The following is a 14,950-nucleotide window of genomic DNA, read 5'->3' as shown; positions in this document are numbered from 1 at the left end:
AACGCGAATCCTTACTTTTTTTCATATTTTAATATCGGATTTCTTGCTGCGAGTGTTTCATCGAGCCTTTTGACGACTGTTGTATGAGGAGCTTCTTGAACGATTTCCGGTTCTTCCTCCGCTTCTTTAGCAATTTGAATCATCGCTTCGATAAAGGCATCCAATGTTTCCTTCGATTCCGTTTCAGTCGGTTCAATCATCATGCATTCTTCAACATTGAGCGGAAAATAAATTGTCGGCGGATGATACCCGAAATCGAGAAGCCTTTTTGCAATATCAAGCGCACGGACACCGAACTTCTTTTGCCGTTTCGCAGATAAGACAAATTCGTGTTTACAAATGCGGTCATACGGCATTTCGTAATAAGGCGCTAATTTTTTCAGCATATAATTCGCATTTAATACCGCATTTTCAGAAACCGCCTTTAAACCGTCCGGACCCATGGAGCGGATGTATGTGTATGCCCGCACATTGATTCCAAAATTTCCATAAAATGATTTTACTCGTCCGATCGATTGCGGCCTGTCTTCGTCGAAACGAAATCCATTTTCATCCTTGACGAGCACAGGCTTCGGCAAAAAAGGAATTAACTCTTTTTTCACACCGACAGGTCCTGAACCGGGACCCCCTCCCCCGTGGGGGCCTGTAAACGTTTTATGAAGATTTAAATGAACGACATCAAAGCCCATATCCCCTGGTCTCGCTTTGCCTAAAATTGCATTTAAATTCGCTCCGTCATAATACAATTTTCCTCCAACTGAATGAACAATCTCCGCCATCTCTACAATATGCTCTTCAAACAAACCGAGCGTATTTGGGTTTGTTAACATAAGAGCAGCTGTATTTTCTCCTACCACTCTCTTTAAGTCGTCTAAGTCGACAAGTCCGTTTTGATCAGATCGCACCGTGACAGTTTCAAAACCGGCAACGGTCGCTGAAGCAGGATTTGTTCCATGGGCTGAATCAGGTACAATCACTTGTGTTCGATGTTTTTCTCCATTTGCCTCATGGTAGGCGCGAATCATCATGAGCCCCGTCCACTCTCCGTGCGCCCCTGCCGACGGCTGCAATGTAACAGCATCCATACCTGTAATTTCTTTTAAATGTTCTGATAAATCATACATTAATTCCATTGCTCCTTGAACCGTCGCTTCATCCTGTAATGGATGAATATAAGAAAAGCCAGTTAATCTTGCCACATTTTCATTTATTTTCGGATTATATTTCATTGTACAGGAACCAAGCGGATAAAAACCGGAATCCACACCGTGGTTCCGCTTCGACAAAGCAGTATAATGGCGCATAATGTCAAGTTCTGATACTTCTGGCAGCTCGGCATCTTCTGTCCGCAAATAGTCACTAGGAATCAGCTGATCAATATTTTCCTCCGGTACGTCTAAATCAGGCAAGCTGTATCCGATCCGTCCCGGTTTTGACATTTCAAAAATTAACGGTTGATCCTTCATTGCCATCCCTCCAACTCGTTCACAAATAAATCGATTTCTTCTTTCGAACGAAGCTCTGTTACCGCTACAAGCATATGTTTTTCAAGTTCCGGATACGTTCTGCCAAGGTCGTAGCCGCCGATGATTCCCTTTTCGAGCAGCTTTTTATTGGCCAAAGAAACTGGTTTGGACAGCTTCACGACAAACTCATTAAACATTGGACCTTGAAACGGAATGGAAAAACCTTTCTTCTCAAACATCTTTTTCGCATAGTTTGCTTTTTGGATATTTTGATAAGCCATTTCTTTTACACCTGTTTTTCCAAGAGCAGTCATGGCAACAGAAGAGGCAAGAGCATTTAACGCTTGGTTGGAGCAAATGTTTGATGTAGCTTTATCCCTTCTGATATGCTGCTCCCTTGCCTGCAGAGTGAGAACAAAGCCTCGTTTCCCCTCTTCATCTACTGTTTGACCGACGAGTCGCCCAGGAATTTTTCTCATCAGCTCTTTTTTTACGGCGAAATATCCACAAGTTGGACCGCCAAAAGACATTGGAATTCCAAACGGTTGAACATCGCCTACTACGATATCCGCACCAAATGAACCAGGCGGTGAAAGCACACCTAAAGCAAGAGGATTGCTTGAAACGATCAATAAGCTTTTCTCGGAATGGGAGATCTCTTCGATTTGGTGAAGCGGTTCAAGTTGGCCGAAAAAATTTGGATGCTGTACAATGACTGATGCTACTTCGGCATTCATCATTTCTTTTAATGCCTCTACATCGGTCACTCCGTTTCGGTAAGGGATTTCCACTACCTCAACGTTTTGTCCTTTTGCATAAGTTTTTAGCACATCTCTCGTTTCAGGATGCACCGTTTGCGAAACGAGCACCTTTTTCTTTTTTGTTTGACCTGCAGCTAATAATGCAGCTTCTGCTAAAGCTGTCCCTCCGTCGTACATCGACGAGTTGGCGACATCCATTCCTGTCAATTCACAAATCATTGTTTGAAATTCGAATATTGCTTGGAGCTCGCCTTGAGAAATTTCTGGCTGGTATGGCGTATAAGCCGTATAAAACTCTGATCGGGAAATGACATGATCGACAATTGCCGGAATATAATGGTCATACACTCCAGCTCCCAAAAAGGAAACGTTTGTTTTTACATCTTTATTTTTGGCAGCAAGTTGAGATAGCTCGCGAAACAGCTCGGTTTCCGGTTTCGCAGCCTTTATGTTGTATTTTCCTTTATACCGTACACTTTCTGGAATGTCGGCAAACAGGTCATCGATCGATTCGACTCCGATCGCCTCCAACATCTCTTTTCGATCAGTTTCTGTCATCGGTAAATAGCGATGCTTCATCGAAAGCTTCTCCTTTCTTTATTTTCCATTTTTTGTTGCTCGTTTATAAAATGGAGTTGGTACTACTCTTGCTTTTAATCGTTTTGTCCGAACTTCCACCTCGATTTCATTCCCGATCTCCGAAAATTCTTTCTTGACGAGAGCGATCCCGATGCTTTTATTCAAAGTAGGAGAGTGCGTCCCTGATGTAACAACTCCAATTTGTTGATTTCCAGAAAACAATTTATAGCCTGAACGGGGAATGCCTTTTTCGATCATTTCCAAGCCGACCGCCAGCCTCGATACCCCTTGTTCTTTTTGTATTTGCAATACATCTTTTCCGATAAAATTCTCTTTTTTCGTAAGCTTCACTGCAAATCCGACTCCTGCTTCTATCGGAGTAATGTCTTCCGAAAGATCTTGACCGTACAACGGCAAAGCTGCTTCCAGCCGCAACGTATCACGAGCGCCCAATCCGCATGGAACAACTTTTTCTTTATCTCCTGCTTGCAAAATCTTCTCCCATAAATAAACGGCGTCCTCACTTTGGCAATAGATTTCAAAGCCGTCTTCCCCGGTATAACCAGTTCGGGCAATGAGCGCTTTTTTACCTGCGATCTCAGCACTTTCAATAAATTCAAAAAATTTCAACTCAGATAAGTGTACGTCTGTTAAAGTTTGCAGCACCTTTTCCGCTTTCTGGCCTTGCAATGCAAGGAGAGCACAGCTTTCAGAAATATTTTGCAATTCAACATCTCCGTGTTTTTGAGACATGAGCCATTGAAAATCTTTTTGAATATTCGCTGCATTGACTACTAAAAGATATTTTTCCTCGTTTAGCCGATAAACGATTAAATCGTCTACACAGCCTCCATCTTCATAACACATAATTGTGTATTGAGCCTTTCCATCCCGAAGCTTTGAAACATCATTAGTTAATACCTTTTGCAAAAACTGAAGACTGTCTTTCCCTTTTACAATGATTTCTCCCATATGAGAAACATCAAATAGACCTGCATTGGTGCGGACAGCGTAATGCTCCTCTTTAATGGAAGTAAATTGCACAGGCAATTCCCATCCTCCAAAATTGATCGTCTTTGCTCGATATTGTTTATACACTTCAAAAAGAGGAGTGCGTTTTAATTCATTCATCATTTCCCCTCCTGATCTATTTTTTGCATCTAATTTCTCTCAAAATTTTTCAGCTTAAAAAGCAGAAAAAAGGACAGAAAACGGCCTAGTATCGTCTTGTCTATTCCGATCGACAAGATTTTGCTACACCGTCTCTGTCCTTGCACCTGAAAGTTTACCTTATAAAGGCTTTCCCCTTTGGTGGTTTGCACAATATGCAAACACTCTCCAGAGCTGCGTCAAACAAGAGTCTTTTTGCCTGAGAGATTCACATATGCTTGCTCCTTCGGCGCCTCACAAAGGAGGTCTCTCCCCTTGCTCTCATCCGCACATATTTTCTTGTAAATTGTGAAAAAATAACAAATGACATATTCGACAAAAAGGAAAAAGATGAGTAGAAAACAAAAGAAAAAGACTTCAAACGTATTTTAATGGTATCATCTTTAAACGGTTTCAGCAATACCTTTCCCAAATAATTTTAAAAAATCATTGTTAATTGTTCGTGTTTATAAAAATTTATAATCAAAAAACGGGACGGTTTTTGAATTAGCGATAAAAAAAATGAACATTTCACTTTGAATATAAAAATAAAGGATAGGGTGTGGGCAATGAATATAAACATCCGCTATAAAACAACATGGGAAGAAGAATTTTTGCAAAGATTAAAGGAAGACGGTCCGTGGGCAAACTGGGAATTATACAAATTAGCTTATGAAGTTACGAATTATTTGACCATTCCATCATTTGAAGGTTTAGTAGCTCCTTTGCATCTTGATCATGTAACCCCTCTTCCCCACCAATTGGAGGTCGCACAAACAGTAGTAGAAAAATTAAACGGAAAAGCAATATTAGCTGATGAAGTCGGTCTCGGCAAAACAATTGAAGCCGGATTAATATTAAAAGAATATATGATTCGCGGACTTGTCAAAAAAGTGCTCATCTTAGTTCCAGCTTCACTCGTCTCCCAATGGGTGAGGGAATTAAATGAAAAATTTTACATTCCTGCCGTTGAGCAAAAGAAAAGCTATGTTTGGGAGCAATGCGATGTTGTCGTATCTTCCCTTGATACAGCAAAAAGAAGCCCCCATAAAGAAATTATTCACGGATTGGATTATGACATGGTCATCATTGATGAAGCGCATAAATTAAAAAATAACAAAACAAAAAACTATGAGTTTGTTCAAAATTTAAAGAAAAAATTTTGTTTATTATTGACGGCAACGCCTATTCAAAATCGCATTGAAGAAATTTTCAACCTTGTTTCTCTTTTAAAACCTGGACATCTCGGCAATGAACAGCTCTTTCACGATATGTTTAAGAAAAAAGGACGGAATATTCGTGACGATGAGCATTTACGAGAACTTGTCAATAAAGTTATGATACGAAACCGCCGCATTGATACAGGAATTGAATGGTCAAAAAGACATGTGGAAACGATTTGGATTCAATTTTCGGAAGCTGAAAAGGCTTTATATGATGCCATCAGTCAAATTCGGTCGTCATTCTCTATTCCGACAAGCAGTTTCTCCATTTTAACGCTTCAGCGTGAAGCATGTTCGAGCAGAGAAGCAGTGTACATAACATTAAAAAAAATGCTTGATAAAAAGGATGAAGCTCCACAATTGCCTGAAAAGATCATTCGCAATCTAATGGGCTATATCGATCAAGTAACAAAAAATTCGAAAGCAGAAAAAACGGTCGAACTCATTCAAAACATTAACGATAAAGTGATTATTTTTACCGAATACCGGGCAACACAATTATATTTACAATGGTTTTTAAAACAGCACGGCATAACATCTGTTCCGTTCCGCGGCGGATTTAAACGCGGCAAAAAGGATTGGATGAAGGATTTATTTAAAAATAGAGCGCAAGTACTGATCGCGACAGAGGCAGGAGGGGAAGGGATAAATTTGCAGTTTTGCAATCATATTATTAATTATGATCTGCCTTGGAACCCGATGCGTTTGGAGCAGCGAATCGGGCGCATCCACCGTCTCGGACAAGAACGGGATGTGTTCATTTATAACATGGCGACAAAAAATACAGTAGAGGAGCATATCTTAAAGCTATTATATGAAAAAATAAATCTGTTTGAACGTGTTATTGGGGAATTGGACAGTATTTTAGCAAAACTTGACCTCCGCAATATTCATGAACATATAGAAGATATTATGATTCAGTCGAGTTCGGAAGGAGAAATGAAAATTAAAATGGAAAATTTAGCGGCTATTCTTAACTTTGGTGAACAATTACAACAGGCCGAGAATAACTGATTTCTTTATTTTCATAGCTGCTTGCAAAATTTTTAAATAGGAGGCGGAATGATGCAGCAGGCTCAAATTTCCACATTTTTAAAACGCTTTTTTCAGGCGACCAATTGTCCAATTATTGAAGAAAAAAACGGATATTTTACCGTTCAATTAACTGTTGAAATGGATAAAGAATTAATGAACCGACCTTTTTACTGGCATTATTTAGAAAAAACCGGCGGAACTCCAAATCCGATGAAACTTACTTTCATCACGGATTCAAAGGAGGCTCCGGAAGATGTAAAAGGTGAATGGATTCATTTCGGATCGCCGAGACTGCACCAAATTTTTGCGGCAACGAAGAAAATGTCTTCTTATATTCGGTTATATGAACAGACAGCAGCTTCCAAAGCAAACGTGCCGCTGCACCCTTGGATTGGGATGAATGTAACGATTTCGTATATTTGTGACAAAAAGAAGGATCAAACTTATTCATTAGGACTGCATTTAATCAACGGAAGGATTGTTGAAAATTTTCAGGAGCAGCTAGAAAAAATTCATTTGACACCGAAAATTCCTGATTTTTGTTTTACCATTACGCCATTAATTACACCAAAAAGCGGATTAACTCGATTGAAGCATTACATGACAAAAAAAATTGAAGAAGATGACCATCGGTGGGCGGAAGAAGCGAGAGAACGAATGAATGCCGATTTAGCATTGTTGGAGCATTTTTATGAAGATCTAGATGAAAAACCTTCTGTTTATTGGACAGAAAAGAAGGCGATTCAAGAGCTGTATGAACCGCGCATTGAAATAGAAGTCCACAATGGAGGAATTTTTTATTTATCATCGGATTCTATAATTCATTAAAATAAAATCAAGACGCAGAAAATACGCTCGAAATTGAATGATCTCATCACTTTTCAATAAAAAAGGAGCTGATGAACGGCTCCTTTTCCTTTATTTCTTTTTCTTGATCAAAATTAAAAACGCCATCGGCAAAAATCCAAACCATCTCATTGATAATGGAAGACGATCTTTTTTCCGTTCCTCACGCCTTTGTTTCCTTGTTTCTTTTGGGGTGTCGATAAACTTTACAAACTGTTCGGTTACATATTTCACATAATCATTACCAGACATAAGCGGGCACCTCGAAATAAAATTTTTTTATATTATTTCCTAAACTCTGTTCATTTAAACAGACATTCTGGCAAATAAACGATTGGTTGAAGCTTTGATAAGGCGCTGAACGATGAAAGCTATGAATATTCATTCCAGCTCATAATCTGTTGATTGTTCAAATCATAATGAAAGTTTGCCGTATACTCCGTTCCTTTTATCGTCTTGCATGTAATGGAAATATTGACGATTCCGTTTTCTTTTTTCGTTCGTTTATACGAAATGGTTCCATTTGGGAGTTCAAGTATTTCCTGGGTATCAGAATAGTCAGCTTTTTTCAGCGAATATTGAACACCGGCAAGCATTAACGTTTCCTGCAAATAAAACTCTTTCGCATCATGCCGAAATCTTTGCTCTTGAATATATGAGGAAGCATATGCGGTAAGAATCATTATGCAAAGCAGAAATATGCCGATCGTCATTGGGAAAATATGACCATCTTCATTTTTCAATCAGGAATCACTCCTTTCACATCGCGAATGGTTCCTTCAAACCGCTTACCTTCTAAGCTTGTGATTTCAATTTTCACACCATGTGTTATTGGAATAAAATGAGAGGCTTGAACACCGCGCAGCACAATAACATGTCCTTTTCCGTCAACCTGATAGCGCAGCAAATCATTATATTGACTGAGTGTGACTACTTCTCCTTTTTGATTTTTATATTGTAAAACATTTTGCTTCACCATTATTTGTTGAGACGTTTTGATTTCACGATGAAGCTCAATTAGAAATAAATTCCACTCGCTTGGATGTAAATCTTGCTGTCTCGTATTCAATTTGAGAAAAAATGAGAGCATGGGTGCAAAGGAAGAGATGATAATGGTTGTCGCTAGAAAGGCTATCAGCATGTTTGCTGCCGTATATCCTTTATTGTTCATAAATGTAGCCGCAAACCTTTTGTTCTGCATTTTCATCCGAAAGAACACATAATTCAGCAAATTGCCCCTCCTTTCCCCACATCAGTTCGAACATCATCCCTTGCCGCTCAACTTGGCCATTTGTTTTTTTCTTTTCAAATACAAAACGTTCAAGTTCTTCTTTGAGCAGTTGATAAGCCAGCACAGATGCTGCTGCTTCTTTTTGCTGTTTCAATAAGGCTGTTGACACAGGGACCAGCGTCAGCGAAAGCAAACACCATATGGAAAATGCTATTAATATTTCTGTGATCGTATATCCGCTATAATTTTTCCACACGGAACCTTCCTCTCCCTAAATTAAAAATGATTTTGTACGTTTTTTTATCATACGAAATGAAGATTGTTCCAGCTTGATAAAAATAGCCGGAAGGAGAGTACTCGATTGGAAATTTTATGTTTCCTGATTCGACTTTTATGTTTTGATCGTATGCTCTTTCAAACAGTTCCCCTTTAAAGCCGGATCGTTCAGCTTCGTAGTAATGTTTGTCAGGATACCAAAACAAATAAATTTTTTCTTTATTAACGAATGCGTGCTGTTGTACATATAGCAAATCTTTTTCCAGTTGAACGAAAAATTGATCGATGACTTTTTCTCTGTAAATATTTACTGCTCCAATCCATATAAAAGAGCTGATCAATAAAAAGATCGAAAGAACAAGAAGCATCTCCAGAACAGTAAAACCACTTTGCCTAGTTGCTCTTAATGACGTTTCCATTTGCATCAATTTCAATCTCATCACCATTTGGACATTTTCCAGAATTATTCGGCAAGTACCCTTTAGTGATTAAATCATTAATTGTTGGTGTTTGATGAAACTCCATTTCATATGCGACGACTTGACCCTGCACCATATCAATTAAACCTTCGCACCCTTTATTTTGAATATTTTTATTATGAGCCATAACATTCGGAATCGTTATAATAAGCAAAATCGAGATCACTAACAGTACAACCAGCATTTCCACCAATGTAAATCCATGCTCATTTTTCACTATTTTCATCCTCCTATACTTGACCCATCATTTGGTACATTGGAAGCAAAATCGATAAATAAATGATCAATACGAAGACCCCGATCATCAGAAAAACGACCGGCTGAATATAACTAATGATTCTCATTATTTTTTGTTCCATCCGCTCCAATACGAACCGACTGTACATATACAACTCTTTAGACAATTGACCGACGGCTTGTCCATGTTGAACAACAGAGGAAAGTTCCTGTTCAAAAAATGGACTTTCAGCAAATATGATCTCTAGCGATTCTCCTTTCTTTAATTTCTCGATAAAGAGATTGGCCTCTTCCCTATAAAAATGGAGAAAATGTTGTTCTTGAAACAGAGTAAAGCATTCAAAAACGGACAATCCTCCCTTCAACAAATTGCTCATTTGCAAAGAAAAATAGTAGCTGTGAAATAACCGCAAACCTTTTGACACGATCGGAATTTTCATAAGCAGCTTCTGTTTTTCAAGCGGAGGCTTTTTTTTGAAAGAAACCCAATAATAGAAAAAAAGGAGCAATAAGAAACTAAACAAAATGAAAAAAAACGTTTTGATGCCTTGAATGGTAAACATGACAAATGTCAGAAAGAAGGAGGCGTTCAAATCAACTGCTTCATACATATACGAAAATTGCGGGGTAACAACTGCTTGGATGACAAATAAAATAATTAAAAGAAGAGCAATTAAAAAGAGCGGATAGCGGAGAACTTGAATAAATTTTTCCAAATGGAGGAGTTGTTTTTCCAGCATTACTGAGCTTTCTTTTAAAGCAAAATGTATATCACCATGCTTTTCAGCAAAGAAAAGATAGCTTAGTACATCTCGATGAAATCCAAGCTTCTCAAAAGCCGTGTATAGTGAATTTCCTTTCGTCAACATCTGTATACAAGTCTCAATATCTTGTCGGTATTTTTCTTTTACATGAAAACTCATAAAGCGAATAGCTTCATTTAATGCATACCCTTCTGAAAGCAGCTCACTCACTTTCTTCAAAAATTGTGCCTGCATCTTTTTGTTCCATCGATGCTTATTCATATTCAAACACCCAACGATCATATATGTCCGGATATAAATACCCAAGAGCGATTCCTTTTTTAATTACATCTTTTAACTTCATATAATCTAACTCACTCTGCTCCTCTCCTTTTGCTTCCCGAATAGCGGCGGTTAAATTTTTGCCGTAAAGAAGTTCATAGACCCCAATTCTCCTAATTTCCTTTAATTTTTTGCAATAAGGCGGGCAATTCCCTTTGCAAAACGGGCATATTAAATGAACGAGACGCTGCGCAGCAACAGCGATCAAAGTTTGCTCAATTTCGGAAAAGGTTACACCAAATTCTAATAATCGATAAATAGCCCCCTTTGCATCCCGCGTATGCATGGTGGTCAGTACTAAATGTCCGCTAAGCCCAGCCCGGACCGCAATCCTTGCTGTCTCATGATCCCGAATTTCACCGACCATAATGACATCAGGATCATGTCTTAATATTGCTTTTAACCCATTTGCATACGTAATTCCAGCTTTTTCATTGATCTGCACTTGAAGCATTTCATCGCTTTTCGTTTCCACAGGATCTTCAAGTGTGATGATGTTTCTTTTAAAATGTTTTTTTGCATAATGGAGAAGCGAATAAAGAGTGGTCGTTTTTCCCGAACCGGTCGGACCGGTAAGGATCAGGAGACCGTGAGAATGCTTTAAAAATGAAAGCATTTTTTTGGATTCTGACGGGAACAATGAAAGTTTTTCAGGCGATTGAATCGATTGCTCTAGCAATATTCGGATGACTAGACTTTCATCGAATACTGTAGGCAATGTCGATAAACGAAGATGCACCTCTCCGTAAATCGTATGGAAGGAGTAAGCACCGTTTTGCGGACGCCTTTTTTCGCCAATATCCATTTGGGCCATAAATTTAAAATGAGAAATTAAGCGTTCACAAATAGCTTTTGGCAGATGAAATATTTCTTTGATGTCATCGTCAATTCGAAATTGAATAACTGCTTTTTTCTTTTTCGGAACAATATGGATGTCTGAGGCACTAAATGAACACGCCAGTTCAATCAGTTTTTCGCTAAGCTTTTCAATTTCAATCATTCCATATCCCCCCTTTCTTTTCTTAGGATTCATCTTAACGAATTGAAGAGAAAAATGCGAACGTAGATAATGGATTTTTCTTTTCCCTTTCCTTTTGCAAAATTTAATTGAACATAACCGAAAAATAACAATTGTTTGCAAAGACTGTTTAGAAAACAATTTTTTGCTATAAACTCATAATTTTTGAACATTTTTTTACAACATGTTTGAAAACAAAGTGGATACAATAACAATTGGAAACGGTATATTTACAATGTATCAAGCTGTACATTATAATATAAAAAGCGACCGATTGAGGGAAAAGGAGGGAAACACAATGGATCGCATGTTCCGTGTACTCGGTTTTTGGACAGGTATTTTTGCTATTATGTTTTATTTAGGCGATATGAAGACGACGTCTTTACTTTTCTTTGGTCAAACTGGATTTTTTGTTTTACTATCTTATTTAAAATTAACTGAACGTATGTATATTTATATTTTCGGAGCATATTTGACCATTTTCTTCGTCGGGTTTACATATTGGACGACGTTTATGATGGTCCCTGGACAAGGCGGCCATTAATAAAAACGGGGCTGTCCAAAAAGTCAGGGTAACTGACTTTTTGGAGCCCCTCATTTTTTCACTTTTTAAAAAAAATGCACAAAAAAATCGTCCTTTCTAGTAAAATGAAGTTACCACACAACATTACAGAAAGGACGATTTTTTATGAGCAATCAAATGATTACTCGTGAAAATTATAACACACAAATGACACTTCCTCTAGATGGAAAAGAAGAAAAAACTCCTGCCAAAAGAAATTTAGCCCCTACTTTCAAACCATATGACAACCGTCAAGTTCAAATGATTTATGATATTGAATCTCTTATACCCGAACATCACGTGGCACGTGTCGTGGACGAAATGGTGGAGGCGATACCAGATAAACAATTGTTTTCTCATTATAAAGGCGGCGGCAGAAGTTCCTATCATCCCAAAATGATGCTGAAAATCATTCTGTATGCTTATTCTCAAAAGGTTTATTCCTGCCGAGGAATCGAAAAACTCGTTAAAGAAAATATTCCTGCCATGTGGCTTTCAGCGATGCAACAACCAGATTTTCGCACCATTAATGAGTTCCGAGGGGAACGGATGAAAGCTTTCATGGATGAGCTCTTTGAAGTCATGATTCTCAAATTGATAAAAGAACATTACATCACGATGGAAAACTACTTTTTGGATGGCACTAAGATCGAAGCCAATGCCAATAAGTATTCTTTTGTGTGGAAAAAATCCACTTTGAAATTCGAAGAGAAATTAAAAGAAAAAATCCAAGAAACACTAAAGCACATTCATGAATTAACCCAATTAGAAGCCGGAACAGGGCAAAAGGAAAGCGATCAACATACAGAGATCACCGAACAAAACATGGAGGAAATCGCAAAAGAAATAGAAGAAAAAGTTGAAACGCTAACGGAAGAAATCGAAAAGGAGACCGATACATCCATTCGGAAAGAGAAGCGAAAAAAACGCAGTCAATTAAAGAAATCGGTGAAACAAATTCGTGAAGATTTCCTGCCCCGAATGGCAAGATACAAGGAACAAAAGGAAATGTTCGGTGACCGTAACAGCTACTCGAAAACAGACAAAGACGCAACCTTCATGCGCATGAAAGAAGACCATATGAAAAACGGTCAGCTCAAGCCCGGATACAACGTGCAAATGGGGACAGAGAATCAGTTTATCTTGTTTTATACCATTCATCAACGACCGACCGATACACGTTGCTTTATCCCACATATGGAGAAGCTAGCCTCCAGTTCATTACCGATGCCCAAAACGGTCATTGCGGATGCAGGCTATGGTAGTGAAGAAAACTATGTATATGCAGTTGGTGATGAGAAAGAGCCCCGTTTTGAGTTTCTAATTCCTTATGGGAGCTATGTAAAAGAACAAACACGTACATACAAAAAAGACATTAAAAATGCCAAAAACTGGACCTATTGTGAAGAGGATGATTGTTTTATTTGCCCGAATGGAAGGAGAGTAACGTTTAAAAAATACCAAAACAAAAAGAATCCATCTGGCTATGAACAAAGCTTCAAAATATACGAATGTGAAGATTGTACCGATTGCCCATTGAAAGCGAAATGCACAAAAGCGAAGGGAAATCGTCAAGTTCACTGGAATCCCATCTTCGAAGAAATGAAAGCAAAGGCCAAAACAGCCCTTGAATGTGAAGAGAAAGCCGCCATCTACGCTCGACGCAAAGTCGAGGCAGAAAGTGTGTTCGGTCACATCAAGGGCAATCGGTCGTTCCGCAGATTTTCTTTGCGGGGCCTCGACAAGGTACATGTTGAGTTTGGGATTGTGGCATTAGCCCACAACATACTGAAAGTAGCCGGCATCCGCCAGCTACTTTCAGATAAAAATCGAAAAAATATAAAAGCAAGTGGAGAGAAACGAATTGTTTTTCTCCACTTGCTTCATTTTAGGGACTTATCGGACAGCCCCGTTTTTTGACCTTCTTCAATTTTTACGAAAGCGAAAATCCATTTAAAAAAGGATTTGTTTCCATTTCTTCTATAATGGTTGTTTCTGAACCGTGGCCAGGCAACACAATGGTTTCTTCCGGCAGCACTAGCAGTTTTTCATGAATGCTTTTCAGCAGTTCTTCATGATTCCCTCCAAGCAAATCCGTACGGCCAATGCTTCCTTTAAATAATACGTCGCCTGAAAAAACAGCATTTGCTTCTTCTAAATAGTAGGAGATGCTTCCAGGAGAATGCCCCGGTGTTTCAAATAAAGAGAACTGGAAAGAACCAATTGTCAAGCTTCCTTCTTCCCGAATGATTTCGTCCGCTTCCTCTACCATTACATTTTTTCCATTCATAAAATGACCAGATCCATTTAAAGAAGGATCGCCAAGCCATTTTTGTTCTTTTTCGTGGACATATACTGGAATATTCCAAACTTTTCGAACATCATCAATCGCTCCGATGTGATCAAAATGTGCATGTGTCAACAAAATGGCAAGGGGAGTCAACTGATGTTTGCGCAATACTTCAATTAGCTTTTCTCCTTCATCGCCTGGATCAAATAAAATACACTCATTTTTGTCATTTGTTAAAATATACGCATTTGTTTGCAGCAATCCGAGCGGGATTCTCATCCATTTCATGCTCTCACCTCAGGTCATTTTCTTTTCATTTCCATCATACAAAACATTCTTTTTTGGCGCAAAAGGAATAGTTAGAAAATTTTTGGCCAAACCTAAAATGTGCAGGACATACCGTTCATAAAATTGACATAGTCATTTTATGCAAACGTACCGTTCCTACCTCGACAAATCTAGTAAAAGAGATTAAAATATGAAGGGGAAGATATTTGCCGCACTTCAACGTATAAAAGATTGGGGGCTATACAATGGGTACTGTCATTATCTTTACTTTAGTAACTTTGCTTGGTATCTATGCTATTTTCCGTTCTTTAAAACAAAAAAACATATTGGGAATTTTGTTTGCGCTTGGAACAGTCGCTGTTTTTGGATGGTTTACCTATAAAACGATTGTTCACCACGGTATACCAGTGCCACACTAAAAAAGA

At 38.4% G+C, this 14,950-nt stretch carries 17 protein-coding genes and 1 riboswitch; of the genes, 5 read left to right on the top strand and 12 right to left on the bottom strand.

Annotated features, from left to right (window positions below):
- Positions 1-11: 11 nt before the first annotated feature.
- The 3 genes from gcvPB to gcvT are packed head-to-tail and all read right to left on the bottom strand — an operon-like array spanning position 12 to position 3,940.
- The gene (gene gcvPB / locus NSQ61_RS02600; protein ID WP_340805827.1) at positions 12-1,472 is read right to left on the bottom strand and encodes an aminomethyl-transferring glycine dehydrogenase subunit GcvPB; all 1,461 of its coding nucleotides are present in this window, start codon (positions 1,470-1,472) and stop codon (positions 12-14) included.
- Complete coding sequence (gene gcvPA / locus NSQ61_RS02595; RefSeq protein ID WP_340805823.1) at positions 1,463-2,806, bottom strand: aminomethyl-transferring glycine dehydrogenase subunit GcvPA; 1,344 nt, start codon at positions 2,804-2,806, stop codon at positions 1,463-1,465. Before gcvPA ends, gcvPB begins: the two co-directional genes overlap by 10 nt.
- 18 nt (positions 2,807-2,824) lie before the next feature.
- Positions 2,825-3,940 carry a glycine cleavage system aminomethyltransferase GcvT gene (gcvT, locus tag NSQ61_RS02590; RefSeq protein ID WP_340805820.1) on the bottom strand — a complete coding sequence of 372 codons (1,116 nt, stop codon included), beginning with the start codon at positions 3,938-3,940 and terminating at the stop codon, positions 2,825-2,827.
- A 213-nt stretch (positions 3,941-4,153) separates the two neighbouring features.
- A riboswitch (glycine riboswitch) is annotated at positions 4,154-4,241 on the bottom strand.
- Positions 4,242-4,524: 283 nt separating this feature from the next.
- On the opposite strand from gcvT, the gene NSQ61_RS02585 reads away from it, so the two are divergent.
- Positions 4,525-6,192: a DEAD/DEAH box helicase gene (locus NSQ61_RS02585; protein WP_340805818.1), complete on the top strand. Its 1,668-nt coding sequence runs from the start codon at positions 4,525-4,527 to the stop codon at positions 6,190-6,192.
- A gap of 51 nt (positions 6,193-6,243) precedes the next feature.
- Positions 6,244-7,041 carry a YqhG family protein gene (locus tag NSQ61_RS02580; protein ID WP_340805816.1) on the top strand — a complete coding sequence of 266 codons (798 nt, stop codon included), beginning with the start codon at positions 6,244-6,246 and terminating at the stop codon, positions 7,039-7,041.
- A gap of 90 nt (positions 7,042-7,131) precedes the next feature.
- On the opposite strand, the gene NSQ61_RS02575 is transcribed toward NSQ61_RS02580, so the two are convergent.
- The 8 genes from NSQ61_RS02575 to comGA form a co-directional block, all read right to left on the bottom strand.
- A complete protein-coding gene (locus NSQ61_RS02575) occupies positions 7,132-7,311 on the bottom strand; it encodes a YqzE family protein (protein ID WP_130156369.1) in 180 nt (59 codons plus the stop codon).
- 119 nt (positions 7,312-7,430) lie between these two features.
- On the bottom strand, positions 7,431-7,802 hold the full coding sequence (gene comGG / locus NSQ61_RS02570) for a competence type IV pilus minor pilin ComGG (protein ID WP_327874156.1): 372 nt from the start codon (positions 7,800-7,802) through the stop codon (positions 7,431-7,433).
- A complete protein-coding gene (gene comGF, locus NSQ61_RS02565) occupies positions 7,799-8,290 on the bottom strand; it encodes a competence type IV pilus minor pilin ComGF (protein ID WP_130156367.1) in 492 nt (163 codons plus the stop codon). The genes comGG and comGF overlap by 4 nt, the downstream gene beginning before the upstream one ends.
- Positions 8,220-8,546 carry a hypothetical protein gene (locus NSQ61_RS02560; protein WP_130156365.1) on the bottom strand — a complete coding sequence of 109 codons (327 nt, stop codon included), beginning with the start codon at positions 8,544-8,546 and terminating at the stop codon, positions 8,220-8,222. Before NSQ61_RS02560 ends, comGF begins: the two co-directional genes overlap by 71 nt.
- Positions 8,530-8,991, bottom strand: coding sequence for a competence type IV pilus minor pilin ComGD (gene comGD, locus NSQ61_RS02555; RefSeq protein ID WP_158640149.1), 462 nt, complete (start codon positions 8,989-8,991; stop codon positions 8,530-8,532). The genes NSQ61_RS02560 and comGD overlap by 17 nt, the downstream gene beginning before the upstream one ends.
- Positions 8,960-9,271 carry a competence type IV pilus major pilin ComGC gene (comGC, locus tag NSQ61_RS02550; protein ID WP_063388095.1) on the bottom strand — a complete coding sequence of 104 codons (312 nt, stop codon included), beginning with the start codon at positions 9,269-9,271 and terminating at the stop codon, positions 8,960-8,962. Before comGC ends, comGD begins: the two co-directional genes overlap by 32 nt.
- Positions 9,272-9,275: 4 nt before the next feature.
- A complete protein-coding gene (gene comGB, locus NSQ61_RS02545) occupies positions 9,276-10,307 on the bottom strand; it encodes a competence type IV pilus assembly protein ComGB (protein ID WP_340805814.1) in 1,032 nt (343 codons plus the stop codon).
- Positions 10,300-11,367 (bottom strand): competence type IV pilus ATPase ComGA, encoded by a 1,068-nt coding sequence (comGA, locus tag NSQ61_RS02540; protein ID WP_066247583.1) that lies wholly within the window; start codon positions 11,365-11,367, stop codon positions 10,300-10,302. Before comGA ends, comGB begins: the two co-directional genes overlap by 8 nt.
- 316 nt (positions 11,368-11,683) lie before the next feature.
- On the opposite strand from comGA, the gene NSQ61_RS02535 reads away from it, so the two are divergent.
- Positions 11,684-11,929 (top strand): DUF2626 domain-containing protein, encoded by a 246-nt coding sequence (locus tag NSQ61_RS02535; RefSeq protein WP_063388092.1) that lies wholly within the window; start codon positions 11,684-11,686, stop codon positions 11,927-11,929.
- A 144-nt stretch (positions 11,930-12,073) separates the two neighbouring features.
- The gene (locus tag NSQ61_RS02530) at positions 12,074-13,867 is read left to right on the top strand and encodes an IS1182 family transposase (RefSeq protein ID WP_340805812.1); all 1,794 of its coding nucleotides are present in this window, start codon (positions 12,074-12,076) and stop codon (positions 13,865-13,867) included.
- A 13-nt stretch (positions 13,868-13,880) separates the two neighbouring features.
- On the opposite strand, the gene NSQ61_RS02525 is transcribed toward NSQ61_RS02530, so the two are convergent.
- On the bottom strand, positions 13,881-14,525 hold the full coding sequence (locus NSQ61_RS02525; protein WP_066247578.1) for an MBL fold metallo-hydrolase: 645 nt from the start codon (positions 14,523-14,525) through the stop codon (positions 13,881-13,883).
- Between the two features lie 245 nt (positions 14,526-14,770).
- Between NSQ61_RS02525 and NSQ61_RS02520 the strand changes: the two genes are divergently transcribed.
- Positions 14,771-14,944, top strand: a complete 174-nt coding sequence (locus tag NSQ61_RS02520) for a DUF2759 domain-containing protein (protein WP_065095533.1) — start codon at positions 14,771-14,773, stop codon at positions 14,942-14,944.
- The last annotated feature ends 6 nt before the right edge of the window (positions 14,945-14,950 follow it).

Source organism: Aeribacillus sp. FSL K6-1121 (assembly GCF_038003725.1).
Classification (GTDB): domain Bacteria; phylum Bacillota; class Bacilli; order Bacillales; family Aeribacillaceae; genus Aeribacillus; species Aeribacillus composti.
This window is presented reverse-complemented; position numbering and strand designations above follow the sequence as displayed.

Bases quoted from the DNA above. Each gene is read 5' to 3' on its own strand.
- NSQ61_RS02535 (WP_063388092.1), top strand. From the start codon at position 11,684: ATGGATCGCATGTTCCGTGTACTCGGTTTTTGGACAGGTATTTTTGCT.
- NSQ61_RS02580 (WP_340805816.1), top strand. From the start codon at position 6,244: ATGCAGCAGGCTCAAATTTCCACATTTTTAAAACGCTTTTTTCAGGCG.
- comGA (WP_066247583.1), bottom strand. From the start codon at position 11,367: ATGATTGAAATTGAAAAGCTTAGCGAAAAACTGATTGAACTGGCGTGT.
- gcvT (WP_340805820.1), bottom strand. From the start codon at position 3,940: ATGATGAATGAATTAAAACGCACTCCTCTTTTTGAAGTGTATAAACAA.
- NSQ61_RS02520 (WP_065095533.1), top strand. From the start codon at position 14,771: ATGGGTACTGTCATTATCTTTACTTTAGTAACTTTGCTTGGTATCTAT.
- gcvPA (WP_340805823.1), bottom strand. From the start codon at position 2,806: ATGAAGCATCGCTATTTACCGATGACAGAAACTGATCGAAAAGAGATG.
- gcvPB (WP_340805827.1), bottom strand. From the start codon at position 1,472: ATGGCAATGAAGGATCAACCGTTAATTTTTGAAATGTCAAAACCGGGA.
- NSQ61_RS02575 (WP_130156369.1), bottom strand. From the start codon at position 7,311: ATGTCTGGTAATGATTATGTGAAATATGTAACCGAACAGTTTGTAAAG.
- NSQ61_RS02530 (WP_340805812.1), top strand. From the start codon at position 12,074: ATGAGCAATCAAATGATTACTCGTGAAAATTATAACACACAAATGACA.
- comGC (WP_063388095.1), bottom strand. From the start codon at position 9,271: ATGAAAATAGTGAAAAATGAGCATGGATTTACATTGGTGGAAATGCTG.
- comGB (WP_340805814.1), bottom strand. From the start codon at position 10,307: ATGAATAAGCATCGATGGAACAAAAAGATGCAGGCACAATTTTTGAAG.
- NSQ61_RS02585 (WP_340805818.1), top strand. From the start codon at position 4,525: ATGAATATAAACATCCGCTATAAAACAACATGGGAAGAAGAATTTTTG.
- NSQ61_RS02525 (WP_066247578.1), bottom strand. From the start codon at position 14,525: ATGAAATGGATGAGAATCCCGCTCGGATTGCTGCAAACAAATGCGTAT.
- comGD (WP_158640149.1), bottom strand. From the start codon at position 8,991: ATGCAAATGGAAACGTCATTAAGAGCAACTAGGCAAAGTGGTTTTACT.